Genomic DNA, 20,504 nt, shown 5'->3' with positions numbered 1-20,504 from the left:
GCAGTAAGTATACTGCCGTTAATATTTTAGTATATAATTTTCATAAAATTTGTACGCTATTAATCTAATATATTTAGACTTTTCTTACACAAGCGTACACTGTGGTATTTGCTAAAGTGCTGCTTTAAAAATCTTTAATATATCATTTTCATCTAATGGCTTAAAAGCATACTTAAAATATGGATTCATAGCCTTTTTTGCCATTAATTCTAACTTATCTTCTTCAATGCCAACTTCCCTTAAAGTACTTGGTATACCCAATTCCTTAAAGAATTCAGATGTCTTTTCTATTGCTTTATTTGCTATTTCAAACTTATCTAAGTTTTTATCTATTCCCCAAACATTTATTCCATATTGAGCAAACTTAAAAACAGTAGTATCGTCTAAAGAATATTTCATCCAATGAGGTGTTAATATAGCCAATCCAACCCCATGTGTTATATCATAAAAAGCACTCAATTCATGCTCCATTGGATGTACCACCCAAGGTGAATTTGTTCCATATGAAATCAAGCCATTAATAGCCCAGCTTGAAGCCCACATTAAATTTGCTCTTGCATCGTAATCCTTTGGATTCTCTATTGCAATCTTACCATATTTTATGCAAGCTCTAAGTAATCCTTCGGCTGTACTATCTTGGATATCCACACCCTTTGTATGATTAAAATAAGTTTCAAATATATGACTCATAATATCAGCAGTTCCAGCTGCAGTTTGATTTTTAGGAACTGAATAAGTATACTCAGGATCTAAAATTGAAGCTTTTGGTTTCATATTTTCATGACCTGTACCCAATTTTTGATTAGTTGTCATATCAGAAATCACAGCATGTGGATCCATCTCAGAACCAGTCGCTGATAGTGTTAATATTGTTACTATAGGCAATACTTCATTAATTTTTTGTGGACTAGTTACTAAATCCCATGGATCTCCTTCGTATTTTACTCCTGCCGCAATAACTTTCGCACAATCTATTGTACTTCCGCCTCCTACAGCAAGAACTACTTCAACATTATTTTCCTTACAAATTTTAATTCCTTTTCTTACTGTTTCAATTCTTGGATTTGGCTCTATTCCTGACAATTCAACATATGATATTGAATTATCATTTAATATTTTAATCATTTCATCGTATAACCCAATTTTCTTAATACTTCCTCCGCCATATGCTATAAGTATTTTATTACCATATTCTTTAATTATGGCAGCAAGATTTTTGATTTGCCCTTTTCCAAAATAAACTTTAGTAGGTATTGAATAATTAAAATTTTCCATAAACGCTCTCTCCTTATAATATATAATTTAAGTTATAATTATTAAAAATAATAATCCATGAATTTTGTTTCTCATACCTCAATCTATATTATTTTTTCATATCATAATATAAGAATATCAGGTAATAAATCCATGAATATGAACCTTTCCTATAAATTTTACACCTTAGAGTTAACTTTATGTCAAGTATATATATTTATTATTTTGGTAAAATGAAAAACTAACTTCTTGATTGCAAGAGTAAATTCGTTATTAACGACTTTACTCTTGCACTTAACTATATTTATTATGTTTAAAATTTTAAATGTCATTATCTTTTATCATTTTATAAATAATAATTTTATCATCTTTCATTTTTCCATTTAAGATAAATTATTATACCCTACTTGTTAAATATTAAGATTCAACTCTTTTCTATTCAAAATAAAAAAGACAAAACTCACAGCTTGATTGATTAAACCAAACATAAGTTTTGCCTAGAAATTACTTATAACAATTTATTTTTTAATAGACTATTGCATAACACCGTTCCAATCAAGATAATAACCGCCTACATACGTATTATATGCCATAGATCCATCTGAATTTAAATAATACCAGTTGTTTCCATCGTTTATCCATCCAGTCTGCATTACTCCATTAGAATCCATGTAATACCATTGTCCTCTTACCATTTTCCAACCACTTACGGGAACACCTTGTTCAATCAATATCCATTTTCCATCTGAAGTCTTTCCCCAAAAATCTCCTCTGTTTCCTGTGCTCGGTGAACTGCTTACGATAGCATTTCCTACACTTGTGTCTACGGCAGTTGTTGTGCTTGAAGTATTATCTTTACTTGTTGTATCACTAGTATCCTTATCCTTTGCATCTGGGGTCTGCGTACTTGAAAATGAGTTTTTATAGGAATCAACTTTATAGTTACTTTTGTCTATGTCTTTTGCATCCCATCCTGGAGTTAAATTGTTTAATTCATCTTTAGTATAATCGCTCTTATCCGAACTTGCTGCATAAGTACAAGATCCTTGAGCTAGGAATGCTAATAAGGCTAAAGATAAAATTCTTAATTTGTTATTCTTCATTTTGCTCATCTCCTAGAATATTTAATGTAATTTAATATTTATGTCTCAATTATATTCTTATAATTAATTATCGATTATGACTATTAACACTTTAGCCTTTTTTATCTCTATTTAACACTACTTAAGCTAATTTCCATTTTCAAGAATCCTAATTATTAAATTCTATCGAATTTTATTTGCTTATATCACTTCTGCTCAACATATAACATATTTATTTAAATCATATATTTATCTAACTTTTCTGATTAAACTTTTTACAAATCTCTATCATATCCTTCTGTGCATTAACAATTTTACCTTCACTTTTAATTTTTGTATAAGAACCATCTTCTAGTAATATCCTACTTTTAACATTATCTTTTATATATAATTCAAGCATTTCTTTAAGTTCCTTTTTTATAAGATTATCTTCTATTACTGTCATAGTTTCAACTCTTTTGTCTAAATTCCTATACATCCAATCAGCACTTGATATATATGTGTCTTCTTTTCCATTATTATAAAAATAATATATTCTGCTGTGTTCCAAATATCTTCCTACAATGCTTCTCACTGTTATATTATCACTTAAGCCTTTAACTCCAGGTCTTAATGAGCAAATTCCTCTAACTATAAGTTCTACTTTAACTCCAGCTTGTGATGCCTTATATAAGGCTATCATAAGTTTTCTATCAACTAACGAATTCATTTTTGCAATTATTTTTGCTTTCTTTCCATTTTTAGCATGCTCAGTTTCTCTTTCAACTAGATGCTCCAACTTTTTTCGTAATCCGTACGGTGCAATAGTTATTTTACTCATATTTTCAGGTTTAAAATATCCTGAAAGCATATTAAATATAACTGATGCATCTTCTCCATATTCAGGCTTTGATGTTATTATCCCAATATCTGTATAGAATTTAGCTGTTACATCATTATAATTTCCAGTTCCTAAATGAACATATCTTTTAATACCTTTTTTTTCTTTTCTAACAATCAATAATATTTTACTATGAGTTTTTAATCCAATCACACCATATATAACATGACATCCCGCTTTTTCAAGCTGCCTTGCCCAATGAATGTTATTTTCTTCGTCAAACCTAGCTTTAAGTTCAACTAATACTGTTACCTGCTTTCCGTTTTCTGCTGCTTTTGAAAGCGCAGCTATTATAGGTGAATTCCCACTTACTCTGTATAGGGTTTGCTTTATAGCTAGTACTTTTTCGTCCTGAGCAGCAGTTTCTACTAATTTTACTACTAATGAAAAACTTTCATATGGGTGGTGTAGAAAAATATCCTTCTTGCTTATTTCTTGAAATATATCCTCTTCTTGTAATTCCTTAACTTGCAGACTCTTTATTTGCTCAAACTTAAGTTCACTATATCCCTTAATACTATATAATTTATTTATAAATGTTAAATCAATTGGCCCTTTTATACAAAATATTTGATCCTCCGAAATTTCAAATTCTTGTTCTAATTTATTTATAATCCTGGTATCATTTGTTTCTTCAATTTCTAATCTTACGGCAAGCCCCCACCTTCTCTGCTTAAGAGATTCTTCTATTGTTTCAAGCAAATCTTCTGCGCCTTCTTCATTTAAACTTAAATCTGCATTTTTAGTTATTCTATAGCACGCTGTTGTTAATACTTTAAATCCAAACAATTCCTTTAGGTGGTTTTTTATGACATCTTCCAATAATACAAAGTTTTCACCTATCCCCCCTGGTATAGGAACTAATCTCCCTAAAACTGATGGTACTTGAATTGTAGCAAACAATTCTTGTTCACTCTTACTTTCTTTTAATATAACCCCTATATTTAATGTTTTATTCAACAACAAAGGAAATGGTCTACCTGAATCAATTACCATAGGTGTTAAAACTGGATATAATATATTTTTATAATAGTCATTTATAAATTCTAATTGTTCTTCATTTAACATATCATACGTGAAAATTCTTATATTTCTGGAACCTAAGTGGTCATATAAATGCTCATATGTATGATATTGGTCCTTAACCATCTCCCTAACTCTATAAAGTATTTTACTAATCTGTTCACTTGGTGTTAATCCAGAAACTTCTCTTTCATCAAATCCTGCTTGAATTTGACTGTATAATGATCCAATTCTCACCATAAAAAATTCATCGAGATTGGAACTTGATATGGATAAAAATTTTAATCGTTCCAATAAGGGGTTCGTATTATCCTTAGCTTCATCTAAAACTCGTTGATTAAATTCCAACCAACTAAGTTCACGATTAAAAAAATTTTCGTAATTATCATATGTATAATTTTCATCCATAATTATTCTCCTCATCCTATAAGCTAATCATTTTCAACTTAATTTAATTATTTGTAAATATAGTATTTTAAATACACATTGAATAATGTAATATATTTAAATGTATACTAATATAATCTAATATTTTTGTTAACTTTAAGTTAAAATGTTATTATATACAAGTTAACTTTTTATCATATTTTTATATAGAGGAGGAGTGAACAATGAAAAATATCGCAGTTATTGATATAGGTTCCAATTCAATGAGGGTTCTAGTATATGAAATATATGAGAATAATTCATTTAAAATAATTGATGAAGAAAAAAGAATGACAAGACTTGGTCAGTTTATTGATGAAAATGACAATTTATCAAATGAAGGAATAGGTAAGTTGTTAATTACTTTAGAATTCTTCAAGATTTTATGCGAGAAAAATGATGTAGTCGAAATAATTGTAGTTGCTACTGAGGCAATCAGACGTGCAAAAAATAGAGATTATATTTTATCTTTGGTTAAAGATAAGACTAACTTAGATATTAGAGTTCTTAGTGGAATTGAAGAATCAGCTTATGGATATATAACAATCAAAGCTACCATGGATATAAAGGATGCTTTACTTATTGATATTGGCGGTTCAAGCATGGAAATCACTTTAATGAAAGATAAAAAAATACTTAATGGAGTAAGTTTGCCCCTCGGATCCATACCACTAACTAAGCTATTTCCTTTTGATGTGCCCGCAGATAAAAATACTATTTCAGCATTTAAGAAATTTATATTTAATGAATTTGATAAGTTGCCTTGGCTAAAACTTGCTAAAAATTTGCCTTTAATAGGAATTGGCGGAACAGCTCGTTCGATTGGTAAAATTCATAAGAAATTTATTAAATATCCACTTGATCTGCTCCATAATTATACTATGCTTTTTGATGAAATTAAAATAATTCATGAATATGTTCTCAATCTTAATACGAACCAAAAGGCAAAATTAAAGGGATTACCTAGAGAAAGATCTGACATATTTACTGCACCTTTCTCGGCACTTGTAATGCTTATGAACTATTGCAATTGTCCTGCTTTTAGAATTAGTCAATATGGAATCCGTGAAGGTGTTTTATACGAAAAACTCTTGAATAAAGATCTTGATAATCTTGATATTTTAGATTACTCATTGAACAATATTTTAACAAATAATGACTTAAATATTTCACATGCTGAAAAAATACGTGATCTATCTCTTGTATTTTTTAAATACCTTGAAAAACCAAATTATGAATTTTTAGAATTAGAATATAAACTTCTTGGTGCAGCAGCTAAATTGCATGATTTAGGGATAAGTATTTCCATAAAACATGCTTATAAACACAGCTTATATATCATAATTAACTCCTTAATTTCAGGACTTACACATAAACAAATATTAATGCTTGGTTACGCCATAGCACTAAGCGGTAAATTTGATTACAAATTATCAGATGAATATAAAAACATCCTTAGAAAAGAGGAGATTCTAATATGCAAAAAAATTTCAATAATATTATGTCTTGCTCATAAAATTGATAAGTATTTTTATAATAGTTTATCCGAAGTCACAATTATAAACCAGAAAGATACTTTTAAGTTAACACTTCCAAAGAGTAGTGTTAAATACATGCAAGATAGTTTACCTGTAGAAATGGATGAAAGCTTTAAGAAATGTTTTAACAAAAAGTTATCTATTATCCCATTATAGGTTTTACTTAAATATTTATATGATATATTTGCTTTAAAATATGATATAATTCATATAATAGTAAATTAAGTTAAAATAAAATAAGGAGATAGTACCGTTATATGAAAATTGAATTTGATAAAAAATTATTCAAGTATTCCATATATATAGTTATTACAGCAGTTATACTATATATAGCATTTTTAATTATTTTAAATATGGGATTATTATTTAGATCTGCATTTGACTTTCTAGGATATTTAACTAATTTAATTAAGCCGCTGATTTTCGGTATCATAATAGCATATCTTTTATATCCTATAACTAGAAGCATTGAAACTTTTCTAAAGCAGAACAAACTATATAAATTAGAGAAGGCATCTACTCGAAGAATTATAGCAATTATGATTACATATGTCTTAATTATTGGTATATTTTCAGGCTTAATCTTAGGAATCTATTTTATGATAGGCGGTCAGATATCAAATAATACTACTATTATAAATATGACTCAACACATTTCCCTATACTTAAAGAGTAATTCCTTTTCAACTGAATCCATAAAAGGGACTTTAGATAGGCTGGATAATTCTTTTATAGATAATATAAAACCTTATATTATTAGCGGAATTATATATTTACAAAGATATGTTGAAAGCAACTTAGGTAATATGACCTCATATATAATGTCAATTGGAAGTGGTGTTGCAACATTTTTTATTGCACTTGTAATCAGTATATATCTTCTAAAGGATTCTGAATATTTTATAGGACTATGGAATAAGCTTTATTATTTAGTATTTGGTAAAAGTATTTTAGGCAGTAAAATTATTTACGTTTTTAGAGTTGTTCATGAAGTCTTTGCTAAGTACCTGCGCGGTCAATTGCTAGAAGCTTTTTTCGTTGGAGTTTTATCAGCGATAGCACTTTCAATTGTTGGAATAGACTACGCTTTTGTAATTGGTATAATTGCAGGAATAAGCAATATGATTCCATATGTAGGCCCAATTATTGGCACTATTCTTGCTGCTATTATGGGACTTTTAAGTGGTACACCTATAAGAATAGTTTACGCCATAGTTGCTATGCTAGTTGTACAACAAATTGATAATAATCTTCTAGCCCCTAAAATTGTTGGAAATAGTGTAGGTTTACATGCGGTATTTACAATGATGGCTATACTAATTGGTGGCAATGTAGGCGGGTTATTAGGAATGCTCCTTGCTGTGCCAGTTGCTGCTTCATGTAAAGTTCTATTTAATAATTGGTACGAAAATTACATAGAAAAGCAAAAGCAGTCATAATTCTTTATGAATTAATTTATTAAAAGAGGCAGTTCAATTGAGTGCCTCTTTTAATATAGTATATATTCTTTCATTTAATTCTTTTAATACACTTTTAGCTACTTTACTATTTTAACAAACTTCTTCTTGCCTAACTTTATTATATCTCCATTTTTAATTGTTATATTGTTAAAATCAGATACTTTTTGCATATTTACATATACTCCACCTTGACTTAAAATCCTTTTAAATTCATTATAGGATTTTATTAAGTTACTTTTAACAAGAACTTTTCCAACATCTTCTAACAAGCTACATTCAGAAGATATATTTATTTCAGGCACCTCATCAGGTATATTTTTATTTTTAAATACATTTTCAAAATATTCAAGTGCGAATTTACTTTCTTCTTCTGTGTGATATAATCTTGTTATAATTTTTGCAAGCTCAAATTTGACATCTCTTGGATTTTTGCCATTATCCAACTCTTCTTTAATTCCTCTAATTTTATCTGGATGCTCATCGGTAGCAAGTTCGTAATATTTTATAATTAAATCATCAGGAATTTCCATTACTTTCTTAAACATTATTTCTGCTGATTCTTGTATTCCTATATAATTTCCTAAACTCTTACTCATTTTTTCCTTTCCATCCAGTCCTTCTAATATAGGCATAAATATTGCTGTTTGTTGCTCCATTCCAGCATTTTTTTGTAATGTTCTCCCCATAAGAATATTAAATGTCTGATCAGTTCCTCCTAATTCTATATCCGCCTTTAATGCGATAGAATCATAACCTTGCATTAGAGGATAAAAAAATTCATGAATTCCAATAGGAGTATTAGAATTATATCTCTTTTTAAAATCTTCTCTTTCCAGCATTCTTGCAACTGTTGTAGTCGCAGCCAGTTTTAAAACTTCTTCAAATGACAGTTTAGATAACCATTCACTATTAAATTTAATTTCTGTTTTATCTCTATCTAAAATTTTGAAAATTTGCTTTTGATACGTTAATGCATTTTCTACTACTTCTTCTTCGGTCAGAGGCTTCCTAGTTTTAGATTTTCCGGTTGGATCTCCTATTTTACCAGTAAAATCCCCAATTATTATAACTGCTCGATGCCCTAAATCTTGCATTTGCTTAATCTTTCTTAATACAACCGCATGACCTAAATGGATGTCTGGCGCAGTTGGATCTAACCCTAACTTAATTATTAAAGGTTTATCTTCTTTTGCCGATTTAATAATTTTTTTCTCCAAATCACCAATGCTAATTATGTCTGCAGCTCCTTTCCTTATAATTTTAATTTGTTCTTCAGCATTCTTTTTCATCTTCTTAACTCCTAAATATTTCTTATTTTTAATATAAGTAAGCGTTACAAGATTCAATATTTGCAACAAAAAAACTCTTGTCCTTTAAAATATAAAGGACAAGAGTATAACTCCCGTGTTACCACCTTAATTCATTAATCGCTCACACGATTAACCTCTTCAAGTACGCCAAAATTTTGGTTATACTTTAGCACTATAACGGGTGCAGGGTTCCGTCATCACCTACTCAAAAGAAACTTTTTTCAGCTTGAAGCTCTAAGATGTATTCAAAACCAGCTTCCATGCACCTCTCATCAACCGGTAACTTTCTGTATGGCATCACTAATTTCTACTTATTCTTTTCATTGCTTTTATTGAAAATCTAGAATAAAGAAATATAATAAATTACTTTCCTTATTATGCGATATATTAAATTGTTTAAATTGTACAAAAAACTTAAGCTTTTGTCAATATAAACTTTATTGTTTAATTGCTACAGCTATGATATCCATGCTCCATTTGAATCAACTCTATATTTTCCATCAATAACGGAATTAAGAGCCATAGCCCCGCTTCCAGGATAACAATAATACCATTTTCCATTAGAGTATATCCATCCTGTTTTCATTATGCCATCATTGCCTAAGTAATACCAATTATTATCTATTATATTCCATCCAGTTGCATAACGTCCTGTGTTTTCCATAAAACACCACGCAGAATTAACTAAATTCCACTTACCATCTTTATTTGACTTAAGCTCAGATAATAATCCAGCATAACTGCTTGCCTTATTATTCTCATAATTATAATCCTCAGAGCATTCTGGATAATCACTTTCTTTCCATGTAAATCCATCATTTTTTAGAACCTTATCTTGTCTTAGAAAATATTTATTATTTCCTAATGCATCATTATTTGTGACATCTAAATGGTACCACTTATTATTTAATTTAACTAAGTTCCATCCATGAGGAACGCCATCTAAATTTCCAATAATAATTTTATTCTCTACACCTGCTAATTTAAGCATTTTATAAGCAGTCATGGCATAACCTTGACATGTAGTTTTTCCAGTTGTCAATGCAGAATAGGCATTATTAGATACAAGACTATCATCATATTCAAATCTATTTATTAAATATTCATTTATTGCCTTGACCTTATCAAAATCGCTCATTCCATTGGTAGTTATAGAATTAACTATTTTAGTTAGCTCTTGATTAATATATAACTCTTGATCTTTAGTTGTTCTATAAGTAACCTTTAATGTTGCTTTATCTCCAACTCTTTCATAGACCATTTTCTCTAGTGATCTCATTAAGTAATCATCATCTTTTGCAATATTTTGTACCACTTCTAATACATCAGATTTATAATAATCAATTTGAAACTCTGTGTCCCAATTTTCTAAATGGTTATATACATATGAGTTTAAATCATTATCTGCTGCAAAAACAGGTTGTCCTATTATTGCTGATATTATTATTAATCCAAGTAATAGATTTCTAATAACGTTTCTCATCAATAAATCCCTTCTTTCTTCATATGAATCCCATTGGAATAATTTTTGTTAATATTATGTTATAAAGCAGCACAATTCAATACTTTCCTCCTTCTCAGATTATTATTTACCTCCCAAAACATATATATCTATTATATCAGAATATTATCAATGATGCTAAATTCAAATATATATTCATAAAAATAACTACCTAAAATATTAAATTTTCTAGGTAGTTGCTAAAACTATTTTATAATTCAAAAGTGCTGTTATCGATCCATTTATACTGTGGTCTTATGACTTTTATATCTTTTACTAATTTATACAGTGCCTCATCTTTCTGCTTGCATTCTAGCATTATATCAAGATCCCTATCTAGAACCTTGGCTTTTTCTAAGAATTCAATAAGATCCTCTGCATTTATATAATCAGCATGTTTTCTATCTTTATCGTGGTCTTTAGGCGTTGAAAAATGTATTTTAGGTGGGAAAAATTCATTATCCCATGTATTAAAAATCTCCTCAAGTAAGTCCTCTATATTTTCACCATTATTATTGCAATTGTGATGGTGAACATCTAACACCATTGGAAGATTTAAAGTCCTGCATATATCTAAAACTTCCTTTGCCGTATATATTTTATCATCATTTTCAAGAATTAATTTAGATCCTATTTCTTCTGGAATTAGAGAAAAATTATCAATGAATCTGCTTATTCCCGACTCTTTTCCACCAGTTGCTCCTCCAACATGCAAAACCATTTTTCCATGTAAATACCCAAGATCCTCAAACCATTCTACTTGACGCATTAAATTGCTGATAGAATTTTTAACGATCTCATTACTTGCACTATTTAAAACATTAAACTGATCTGGATGTGTATCCACTCTCATATTATTTTGCCTAATTATTCTTCCAACAAATTCAAAATCCTTTTTAAAAATCTCTCTATGTCCCCAATAACCAACATCAGGATGAGTAACTAAAGGAATTAAAGCAGATGTTATTCTATAAAAGTGTATTTGATTCTCCACATTATAATTAAGTATTTTCTCTAGATCATTTAAGTTAGATAGTGTTATGCTCTTTAGTTTATCTAATTTGTTCTTTTCAGAAATAATTTTATTATAATTTGTAAATGTAACTGTGCTTGAACTAGAAATCTTTTTACCCAACCTCATTGAAATTGCTACATAGCCAAACCTTATTCTCATAATTCTTCTCCTATGTACTTAATATTTCTTGAACATAATAAAAGAACTCCAAAGTGGAGTCCAATTATATGTAAAGAGATTAATGAGTATTAGAGGTTATATTAAAAGTTAGATTAATATTTAATAATTTAAACTTTTAAACACTCTATTACTTATTATAATCTTATGCGTTATTATTGTAAACATTTTCTTTTAAATTATAACTATTTTTTTAATATCTTTGCAAATTTTTTATAACTATATAAAAAGAAGTTATCTAAAAATAATAAAAATTAATGTTAATCATCCATTATTATTTTCCTATTCTTAGATAACTTCTTTTAACTATTTTAGTCAGAAATTCTATGCTTAAGCCAGTTATTTCCTCTAAGCCTAAAGCAGTACATAAGTCCACGTACAATCCAATCAATATACATAGCAATCCAAATTCCTAAAACACCAATTCCTAGAACAATACCTAAAATATAACCTGCAAATATTCTAAATATCCACATACCTATAAATGCAGTTAGCATAGTATATCTGGTATCACCAGCTCCTTTAAGGCCTGATGAAAGTATGAAAGATATCCCCCAAGCAATTAATGCTATACTGTTGCTTCTAGTTAATGTTGCTGATATATTTATTACCTCTGGAACATTTGTATAAAGAGATGCTAACCATTTTGATATAGGTATAAAAATCAATCCCAAAGATACTAAGCAAATAGTACCAAACTTAGTCAAGTATATTAATGTACTCTTTGCACCTTTAATATCATTTCTCCCTACATACTGTCCCACAAAAGTTGTTGCTGCTAAACAAAGTGAATTTCCTGGAACATTTATCATTATAGCAATTGATGATGAAATTGCATTGGCAGCAATAGATGCTGTTCCCATTGTAACTATAAACATCTGAACTATTAATTTTCCTGCATTAAATATCACTTGTTCCATGCCCGCTGGAATTCCTATATTAAATATATTTTTCTGTATTTCCATATCAAATTTAAATGGAAATATATTTTTTAATTTTATAATTTTACTTCCTCTAAATAAAACTAACATTATAATTAAAGTACCAATAAGTCTAGCAATTGCAATTGCTACTGCTGCACCAGCTATTCCAAATGATGGTATATTCAGTGTATTAATTCCAAATATCAATGTATATCCTAAAGCAATATTTATAAGATTCATAAATATTGTTATTTGCATAGGAGTTTTTGTATCTCCACATCCTCTGAGTATACCATTAGCAATTTGTTCTATTGCTATAAATGGATACGTAAGCAAAGTAAACTCCAAATATAGTTTTGCATCGATTTTAACTAATTCTTCTGCTGAACCATAAAGTACATTAATTAATTTAATCCTGAAAATCCACAAAAGCAGTGTTATAATTAATGATACTAAAATACCTGATACAATAGCTTGTTTAGCTGTTTCATTTGCTTTCTTAGGTTTATTTCTTCCTATCTGCTGCGCAACTACTACCGTTGCACCAACTGATAAAGCTGCAAAAAATGATATGAACATATTGTTTATAGAATCAACCATTCCTATTGCTGATACAGCTTGTTCACCAATATGTCCTGCCATCATTGTATTACATGTACCTAATAACATAACAAATGTTTGCTCTATCATTATAGGTATTGCTAACTTTAAAACATCTTTTCTTATTAACACACAATATCCTTCTTCCTTCTAGTAAAACACCCAAGTTACTAGTTTTTTCTGTTAACGTTAAACAAAAATTAAAGCTATATATTTATAGCTATTACCCCTGTCCATTTTCAATTCACATTATATATCTTCATATTCGTCTTTATATCACTCCTCGCTACTCCAACAATTTAATGCTCATATATTCAATAATAAATTCCATCTTCCATAATGTATTCTAATACACGCTATCCCAAAATCAATAATTTATAATATATTTTTTATAAAAACACACAAATAGAATGACATATCGTTAATATTTCATAAACATATATCATTCTTTCTTTGATATAAAATTTTTATAACTATTTATAATCTTATCACTTATTACTAAAAATCACCACCTTACTCTACATACTTTATCACTAAAATAAGGTATTTAGATTATTCTTCTTTTGACTAACACTTGTTTTTATTAATATTCTGTGCAATATGAATTAATTCATAAAATTTCTTACATTTCTTTCGAGCCTTTTTAATATATATTCTTTAATTAGATTTCTACATTTAAATTGCATATTAGTATTTCACTTACTAAAACTTTAGATATAAATTTATTACAGCAATATATACGTATTAATTATTATGTTATTTTATTAAATCTATTTATATAATCTCTTATCACTTTTAGCACATAAGTTTCTCTAAAAATCCAGTTTGGAATTGTTTCTACTCCTGATGATATTATTTTTTCATTATTATTAATAGCATCTTCTATTTGTATCCACTCTGGCCTAAATTTTAATTTAGCCTCATATGGATCCAATTTTTGAGCTTTCCTTACATTTGATACTTCTGCTAAGTAATAGTAAGAGATCATCTTAAAAACTCTATTATTAACATATTTATCTTTGCTTCTTTCTGTTATAATTCCAAGTTGATCACCAATTTTACTGCAAACATATCCAGTTTCTTCTTCTACTTCTCTTTTCAGAGCATCTATATGCCCCTCATCCTTTTTCATTCCTCCTCCTGGAAACTTATAATCCTTATTCTTGGAATGTACCATTAGAATCTTTTTATCCTTTATTATTATTCCTCTTACTGCTTCCCTAAAATTGATTTTTTCAATTGAATCACTTACTTTATCTATTTCAAAAAGTTTGTTGAACATAATATTCATTTTCTCACATCCTTATTCTTCAAAATTCCCTATACCATAAATAATTTATCTACTAAATCTTTGATTTCGCCCAGATATTGTTAAAATAATAATTAATTTAGTTAGCCATTAATGATGTTTTTTATATTTTTTACTATTTTACAGAAAAATATCCTTAAATAAATTATACTTTAATTATCTATTATTGTAAAAATTTATTAAAATTTTAGACCCACAAAGTTTTTGCAAACCTTGTGGGCCATATTTGAATTTTATGAAATGTATCTACTTTTTTATATTAAATAGAAATTGTTCGTTTGTACTATTTATGAAGATATTCATAATGGTGTGTGGACATTAACAAATATCTTTTAATCATAATACTTAGTGGTGTGTGGTCACTAAATATTAAACTTTTGGTGGTTAATTACTCACATTCATGGTAGTGTGCGTTACCAAGAATATTTTATTTTGTATTCAAAATTTTGATAAAACTTTTTTAATTATATTAATCAATTTTAATAATCTAAATTATCTATTTGCTAAATACAATTTTTATAATCAAATGTATAAAGCATTTTTATAAAAGGAGTTTTTTATACTTAAAGCGAGGTCACGCGATAAACTTCCCTCAAGCATATTATTTATTGTATATTCTTTAACTGTGTCATATGCGTTAAAAATCATCTTTGCTTTCTTACTATCGTTATATACCTTCCAGTATCCACATAGTAAACATTTTTTAGTAGTACATTCCATAAAATCTTTAACATCTTCAAATGGTATTCCTAGGAATAATCCAAGCTCATGAGGGCAGTGATATTTATTATATCTAAATTTTAATGTATCAATATATCTATCTATTTTTATTTGGGAAGGATACCCTATGTTTGCTAAAAAATCTATATGTGATTTTTTATTTAACTCTTTTTCTAATATATTTTCATCATAAATCATTATTATCATGCAATCATTATTTTCTCTTAACTCTATGAATTTTAGATTTATATTCTTTATAAATTTTTTTCCGAAGTCATTCCAGCCAATATACATCTTTTCATTACTTTTTTTCAAATTTATAGTTACAGCTGGTTTAACTCCTGCGATTACTAATGATGAATTATATACCAAGAAATTTTCTATATATTCCTTCTCATCCATCAAATCTAATCTTTTGTAAAAATCTAGATATTTCATATCATATCACCACCAAATTTAATTATATATTAGCAATCTTCTTACCAAAGTCTATGCAATCTTGTTCAGCTTCATCTGGCTCATTTTGAACTATTAATGGTGTTTCTACTATAACACAACCATATCCATTCATTCTTTCTTCAAAATCTCTCATCCATTTTCCATCGCCCCAACCATAAGAACCGAAAAGCGCAACTTTCTTACCTGATACCTTAGTTGAAATTTCCTCTATAAATGGTTCAAACTCTGACTCTTCTAATACTTCATCCCCCATTGCTGAACAACCTAGAATAAGTATATCCTCATTTAGTAATTCGTCTATATTTACATCTGAGACATTTATAGTATTAACATCTTTCCCACTTTCTATGATTCCTTTTGCAATTAATTCTGCCATTTTTTCTGTGTTTCCTGTTCCTGACCAATATACTATTTTCATTACTTATACCACTCCCTATTTATTTAAATAATCTTGAAAATCATTCTCAATTAGATAATATTATATATAACCACTTTTGTCAAGTTTTATTAATAAATTTTATATTTTTTTCCTTAACTAATATTTTTTATATTATTTATAATCAATCTTTATTGTATACAAACATATATAAGGATGCACTGAAGATGATAATATATCCCACAAGACTTAAGTAATCAGGAAGTATTCCAAATAAACATAAACTTATTATTGCCGAAAAAATTATATTTGTATAATCGAATATTGATATTTCTTTTGCTGGTGCATACTTATACGCTAAAGTTATTCCAAATTGTCCAAGACTTGCAAAAATACCAGCTAAAAGCAAATAGATAAGTTGCATTATATTCATATTTTCATAGTATATTATCATTAATGGAAAAGTAATTACACTAGAAATAAAAGAAAAATAGAACACAATAGTTTCCGGATGTTCTTTTCCACTTAAAGCTCTAACACATGTATAAGCTGCTGCTGCTGTGACGCCACCTAAAATTCCAGCTATTGCAGGCATTATTTCTAAGTTTAAAGATGGCTTTATTATGAATAAAGTTCCTATAAATGCTACAATTATTGCTATAATTTGTTTTATATTCACTTTTTCTTTTAAAAATATCCCCGAAAAAATAATTACGAAGAAAGGGCTTAATTTATTTAACATATTAGCATCTGATAGAACCAATTTATCTATGGAGTAAAAATTAAATAAAATCCCTAATGTTCCAAATATTGATCTAAGCAATAATGTCTTCTGATTATTTCTTTGACCAAAAAAGTTTCCTCTATGTTTTGATATTAGTGCAAATGCCACTATGAGTGATACTATATTTCTAAAAAAAGTTTTTTGAAATGATGGCAAATCACCAGAAATCTTAACAAATGCTGACATCATTGCAAATCCAAATGCAGATGCAGTTATAAATATTATTCCTTTCTTTCTGTTACTTAAATTTGTTAATTTCATTTTTCCTCCTATTATTATCTATTTTTAATATAAAAGCGCATAAGCTACTATAAATAAGTGCCCATACGCTTATATTTTATTCAATCAATTCTAAAACCGGTCTATACCCTACAGTTTCATACTTTAAGTCCTTAACTGACTGCTTAGAATATGTTGTTGAATAATATCCTCTTATTATACAGAATTTTTCACTTCTTAAGCCTTCGCTTTGAGTGAAAGATGAGAAATTATACCAATGCCATAAAGCATTATTATTTCCATTAATCTTCTCATCATCAAATTTCTTTATATTATTATCTACATCATAATCTTCACTTGGTGGAAGTCCATCAATTTTATTAGGATTTACTATATACTTATCCCATTCATTATTCTTATAATTTTTCTTTTCACTATATCCAGTTAAAAGCCTTAAGATGTATTTTTCCCCTTCCACTATCACTACTTTACCAAAAACTAAATTTTGATCATTTAGTTCATTCCATGAAATATTTTTCAAAATATTTCTATCACAAATCAATAATTTCTTTCCAGCATCATTTATCTCTATCCAAGACAATTTATAATCATCATCTTTATCAGTATCTTTAATTTCTATTTTTTGGCCTGCAAATGAAGTAATGTCTTTAAACTGCAAGAAATCTCCTGGTACCTTCTGCTTTTCATCATTTAAATATAAAGTACCAAAACTCCTTATTACACCTGTTGAATATGTCTTAATATCAATGATCTTTTTTATTTTTCTATTTCTAAATCTCTTACCCATTGCTATGGCACCACTTAATGCTGCCATGGATCCAACAATAACTCCTGTACCAATTAACTTATTTTTTTTACTTTTATCCATGAGTTCCACCCCTTTTACCATTGATTTTATATTTACATAAATTTAATTATATGACTTTTTTTATATTTTATTCTTTTAAAACTTATATGAATTATTATATCTTATTATGATAGATCCTTAAATACAAAAATTTCTTATATTTTTGCATTATCAAAATCACGATTATTTAGTACAGTAGTTTTTATTAAGAATATTATTGCTTAATGGAAATTCTGTTTTCTCCAATCTCGTACTTTGTTAACTTATTTCCATTTATAGAAATAATCCCTTTAGAATAAGATTGTAGAAGATCTCCTTCATAATTAATTGTCTTCTTACTAATAAGCTCTAAAACACTTTTGGCAGATTTATCATTAATATACACCTTTCCTGAATAATCTACAATTATATCTTCTTTACTTACTGGCTTTGGCAAAATCAGCATATTCCATTTTATTTTTCCTTCGTTTAATGCTGAATAATATATTTTAGTAATATTTCCGCTGACTTCTTCACCAAAATATACATTGTCATTAATATCACTGCCTAGTATTTTTATAACTTTTGCATTTGGTATTTCTATGTTATTGGCACTATTTAATATGGTTGCTCCATTCCCCATTTCCATTACCGCATTTGTACTTGTAGTAGGAACCACTATATTTCCAATTTCTTTATTTGATCTGACTTTCTCTAATTGATTCATTACATTAGCATAATATAAATCACTTTTTCCATTCGCTTTATCAATTTTTATGTAAAGACTATGTGTTGCAGTAGAAAATACTACATTGCCTACTTTATCGCTTGTATTCCTTGTATCTATTTTCAACTCATTTAAATTAAAATCTGCAAGTTGTCGTGTTTCTCCTTTCTTTGCATCAAAAGAGACTGGCTCAAAATAAGCGCCTCCTTTTTTTTGCACTTTTTGTATAACTATTATATTGTTTTCATTTGTTAACCATTTATAGAACACTACATCTCCGCCATTATCACATTGGAATTCTTTTTCACTATTATCATTGCTATCTAATACCTTAAGTTTACTATTTTCTATATAAGCAACAAATCTGCCATCTGAGGATACTGATGCTTTAGACACCCCATCTTTAATATTAATTTCATTTTGCTTATTATCTTTTGGAGTTTCCTTTTCTTCAACTTTTTCAGCTTGAATTTTTACATCTGAAGATAAATATATATTTTCTACATATAAAAATATACCTTGTTGAATTACTATTGCTATAAGTGTCCACACTACTATTCTTATCAGGTTTTTCATTAACTATCCTCTCCTAAAAAGATACTTCAAAATCACTTCTACTTTTGTGTTATATGTAATATTTATTATGATAATTTTTCATAAAATTTATTTTACTCAACGTAAAAAGCTGTGGCAACAGATCTTTCACCATCCCAAGCATTTGGAGAATTTATCACTTCTCCCTTATAGTACATTGTAGAAGAATAACCACCATCAAGAGCACCCGCATTAATAGCACCTCTATCTAACATTATTTCTTGAACATCATACAAACTTGCTCCAGGCGCTGTGATTTTTCGCCCATCAATAACCAAAAATATAACTGTACCATCTTCTTTTTGCCCTACTGCAGTTCTAGGATTAAGCCCATCAGATGTCTTATCTTTAACTTGAGGCTTACCATTTATAATAATATTAGGCCTTCTAAAACACATTGCTTCTTGTACTCCTAGCTTTTGAAGCTCATCAAGAGTATGATCTCCCACAATAAGCTGACCACCTTTAGTAAAGGCTATAACATTTTCAACATTAGTCCTATTGATATTGCTCTTAGGATATACAACTTTTCCACCTGATATAACAAATCCTCCTGGCTCTGCCCCAGTTCCTGCATAAAGCGTTCCATCAGAAGATTTATCTACAAAAGATCCACCATTAATAGCTGCAATAGCATTATTCTCTTCTGCCATTTCGCTGGTTTTCTGTCCCATTTTTCCTAAATATTTTGTCATTGCAACTTTAACTCCTAATGGATTTTTTATTTCAAGTATATATCCATTATACCTGTCCGTATGTATATCATATCTAGTTATTTCATTTCCACTAGTATATTTAACTTTTACTTTATTTAAATCTGTTTCTGTATTTTGGGTACTGTCATCTTTCGTTTCTTCTGTATTTTTGTTAACTCCTAAGATTTTATTTATTTCTTCCTGAGACATAAAATCAGTTAATAGATATGCATGTCTTGTTCCAAGTAATGTTGAAACAAATACTTTTCTTGTATTTTCATACGGTCCAAAAAATAACACTAGAGGTGTACTTATACACAGAAAGAGAATTATGTATATTATCCCCAAAAAGAATACTAACGGTTTAAATTTTTTATTTTTAATTTCCTCTTTTTCTTGATGATTACTTTGCGTATCCATCGATTACCTCCTAATAAATTGCACATTACTTTAATAGCCTATAAAACTGTACAATAACCATTATATAAACTAAAACTAACATAAAACAATAATTGTAATAAAAACAATTACATGTAAATTCCTTCAAAAGCTTTAATGCATAATGTACGTTAATTATAAATTATG

The 20,504-nt window shown here is 28.2% G+C and carries 16 protein-coding genes and 1 other annotated feature; of the genes, 2 read left to right on the top strand and 14 right to left on the bottom strand.

Translation table 11 applies throughout. From position 1 onward, the window contains the following. Positions 1-111 precede the first annotated feature (111 nt). From L3B96_RS13855 to L3B96_RS13845, 3 genes are all read right to left on the bottom strand, one after another. Positions 112-1,275, bottom strand: a complete 1,164-nt coding sequence (locus tag L3B96_RS13855; protein ID WP_017213095.1) for an iron-containing alcohol dehydrogenase — start codon at positions 1,273-1,275, stop codon at positions 112-114. A gap of 512 nt (positions 1,276-1,787) precedes the next feature. After that, positions 1,788-2,357, bottom strand: coding sequence for a cell wall-binding protein (locus L3B96_RS27260; RefSeq protein ID WP_077306720.1), 570 nt, complete (start codon positions 2,355-2,357; stop codon positions 1,788-1,790). A 232-nt stretch (positions 2,358-2,589) separates the two neighbouring features. Continuing rightward, positions 2,590-4,647 (bottom strand): RNA degradosome polyphosphate kinase, encoded by a 2,058-nt coding sequence (locus L3B96_RS13845; protein WP_039769754.1) that lies wholly within the window; start codon positions 4,645-4,647, stop codon positions 2,590-2,592. A 203-nt stretch (positions 4,648-4,850) separates the two neighbouring features. Between L3B96_RS13845 and ppx the strand changes: the two genes are divergently transcribed. After that, entirely contained in the window at positions 4,851-6,359 is a 1,509-nt protein-coding gene (gene ppx / locus L3B96_RS13840; RefSeq protein ID WP_077830058.1) for an exopolyphosphatase, read from the top strand. Positions 6,360-6,460: 101 nt separating this feature from the next. After that, on the top strand, positions 6,461-7,642 hold the full coding sequence (locus tag L3B96_RS13835; RefSeq protein WP_077855276.1) for an AI-2E family transporter: 1,182 nt from the start codon (positions 6,461-6,463) through the stop codon (positions 7,640-7,642). Positions 7,643-7,740: 98 nt separating this feature from the next. Here L3B96_RS13835 and tyrS read toward each other — a convergent pair whose 3' ends face one another. From tyrS to L3B96_RS13780, 11 genes are all read right to left on the bottom strand, one after another. Continuing rightward, a complete protein-coding gene (gene tyrS, locus L3B96_RS13830) occupies positions 7,741-8,952 on the bottom strand; it encodes a tyrosine--tRNA ligase (protein ID WP_238861456.1) in 1,212 nt (403 codons plus the stop codon). 91 nt (positions 8,953-9,043) lie between these two features. Continuing rightward, positions 9,044-9,306 (bottom strand) — a binding site (T-box leader). 124 nt (positions 9,307-9,430) lie between these two features. Then, positions 9,431-10,456: a transglutaminase-like domain-containing protein gene (locus L3B96_RS13825; RefSeq protein WP_238861454.1), complete on the bottom strand. Its 1,026-nt coding sequence runs from the start codon at positions 10,454-10,456 to the stop codon at positions 9,431-9,433. A gap of 229 nt (positions 10,457-10,685) precedes the next feature. Further along, the gene (uvsE, locus tag L3B96_RS13820) at positions 10,686-11,648 is read right to left on the bottom strand and encodes a UV DNA damage repair endonuclease UvsE (RefSeq protein ID WP_238861452.1); all 963 of its coding nucleotides are present in this window, start codon (positions 11,646-11,648) and stop codon (positions 10,686-10,688) included. A 329-nt stretch (positions 11,649-11,977) separates the two neighbouring features. Further along, the gene (locus tag L3B96_RS13815) at positions 11,978-13,321 is read right to left on the bottom strand and encodes an MATE family efflux transporter (protein WP_238861451.1); all 1,344 of its coding nucleotides are present in this window, start codon (positions 13,319-13,321) and stop codon (positions 11,978-11,980) included. Between the two features lie 619 nt (positions 13,322-13,940). After that, a complete protein-coding gene (locus tag L3B96_RS13810; RefSeq protein WP_012058626.1) occupies positions 13,941-14,480 on the bottom strand; it encodes an NUDIX hydrolase in 540 nt (179 codons plus the stop codon). Between the two features lie 540 nt (positions 14,481-15,020). Continuing rightward, positions 15,021-15,656, bottom strand: coding sequence for a DUF3793 family protein (locus L3B96_RS13805; protein WP_039769757.1), 636 nt, complete (start codon positions 15,654-15,656; stop codon positions 15,021-15,023). A 22-nt stretch (positions 15,657-15,678) separates the two neighbouring features. Beyond that, positions 15,679-16,095, bottom strand: a complete 417-nt coding sequence (locus L3B96_RS13800) for a flavodoxin (RefSeq protein WP_238861450.1) — start codon at positions 16,093-16,095, stop codon at positions 15,679-15,681. 142 nt (positions 16,096-16,237) lie between these two features. Continuing rightward, positions 16,238-17,098: a DMT family transporter gene (locus L3B96_RS13795; protein WP_238861449.1), complete on the bottom strand. Its 861-nt coding sequence runs from the start codon at positions 17,096-17,098 to the stop codon at positions 16,238-16,240. A gap of 76 nt (positions 17,099-17,174) precedes the next feature. Next, positions 17,175-17,945, bottom strand: coding sequence for a hypothetical protein (locus L3B96_RS13790; RefSeq protein ID WP_077306714.1), 771 nt, complete (start codon positions 17,943-17,945; stop codon positions 17,175-17,177). 193 nt (positions 17,946-18,138) lie between these two features. Then, entirely contained in the window at positions 18,139-19,206 is a 1,068-nt protein-coding gene (locus L3B96_RS13785; RefSeq protein ID WP_238861446.1) for a hypothetical protein, read from the bottom strand. 92 nt (positions 19,207-19,298) lie between these two features. Beyond that, the gene (locus L3B96_RS13780) at positions 19,299-20,339 is read right to left on the bottom strand and encodes a phosphodiester glycosidase family protein (protein WP_238861444.1); all 1,041 of its coding nucleotides are present in this window, start codon (positions 20,337-20,339) and stop codon (positions 19,299-19,301) included. Positions 20,340-20,504 lie beyond the last annotated feature (165 nt).

It is taken from the genome of Clostridium sp. YIM B02569 (genome assembly GCF_022320765.1).
GTDB classification, from domain to species: domain Bacteria; phylum Bacillota; class Clostridia; order Clostridiales; family Clostridiaceae; genus Clostridium; species Clostridium beijerinckii.
This window is presented reverse-complemented; position numbering and strand designations above follow the sequence as displayed.

Excerpts from the sequence above, each read along its gene's own strand:
- L3B96_RS13855 (WP_017213095.1), bottom strand. The coding sequence starts at position 1,275 with ATGGAAAATTTTAATTATTCAATACCTACTAAAGTTTATTTTGGAAAA.
- L3B96_RS27260 (WP_077306720.1), bottom strand. The coding sequence starts at position 2,357 with ATGAAGAATAACAAATTAAGAATTTTATCTTTAGCCTTATTAGCATTC.
- L3B96_RS13845 (WP_039769754.1), bottom strand. The coding sequence starts at position 4,647 with ATGGATGAAAATTATACATATGATAATTACGAAAATTTTTTTAATCGT.
- ppx (WP_077830058.1), top strand. The coding sequence starts at position 4,851 with ATGAAAAATATCGCAGTTATTGATATAGGTTCCAATTCAATGAGGGTT.
- L3B96_RS13835 (WP_077855276.1), top strand. The coding sequence starts at position 6,461 with ATGAAAATTGAATTTGATAAAAAATTATTCAAGTATTCCATATATATA.
- tyrS (WP_238861456.1), bottom strand. The coding sequence starts at position 8,952 with ATGAAAAAGAATGCTGAAGAACAAATTAAAATTATAAGGAAAGGAGCT.
- L3B96_RS13825 (WP_238861454.1), bottom strand. The coding sequence starts at position 10,456 with ATGAGAAACGTTATTAGAAATCTATTACTTGGATTAATAATAATATCA.
- uvsE (WP_238861452.1), bottom strand. The coding sequence starts at position 11,648 with ATGAGAATAAGGTTTGGCTATGTAGCAATTTCAATGAGGTTGGGTAAA.
- L3B96_RS13810 (WP_012058626.1), bottom strand. The coding sequence starts at position 14,480 with ATGAATATTATGTTCAACAAACTTTTTGAAATAGATAAAGTAAGTGAT.
- L3B96_RS13805 (WP_039769757.1), bottom strand. The coding sequence starts at position 15,656 with ATGAAATATCTAGATTTTTACAAAAGATTAGATTTGATGGATGAGAAG.
- L3B96_RS13800 (WP_238861450.1), bottom strand. The coding sequence starts at position 16,095 with ATGAAAATAGTATATTGGTCAGGAACAGGAAACACAGAAAAAATGGCA.
- L3B96_RS13795 (WP_238861449.1), bottom strand. The coding sequence starts at position 17,098 with ATGAAATTAACAAATTTAAGTAACAGAAAGAAAGGAATAATATTTATA.
- L3B96_RS13790 (WP_077306714.1), bottom strand. The coding sequence starts at position 17,945 with ATGGATAAAAGTAAAAAAAATAAGTTAATTGGTACAGGAGTTATTGTT.
- L3B96_RS13785 (WP_238861446.1), bottom strand. The coding sequence starts at position 19,206 with ATGAAAAACCTGATAAGAATAGTAGTGTGGACACTTATAGCAATAGTA.
- L3B96_RS13780 (WP_238861444.1), bottom strand. The coding sequence starts at position 20,339 with ATGGATACGCAAAGTAATCATCAAGAAAAAGAGGAAATTAAAAATAAA.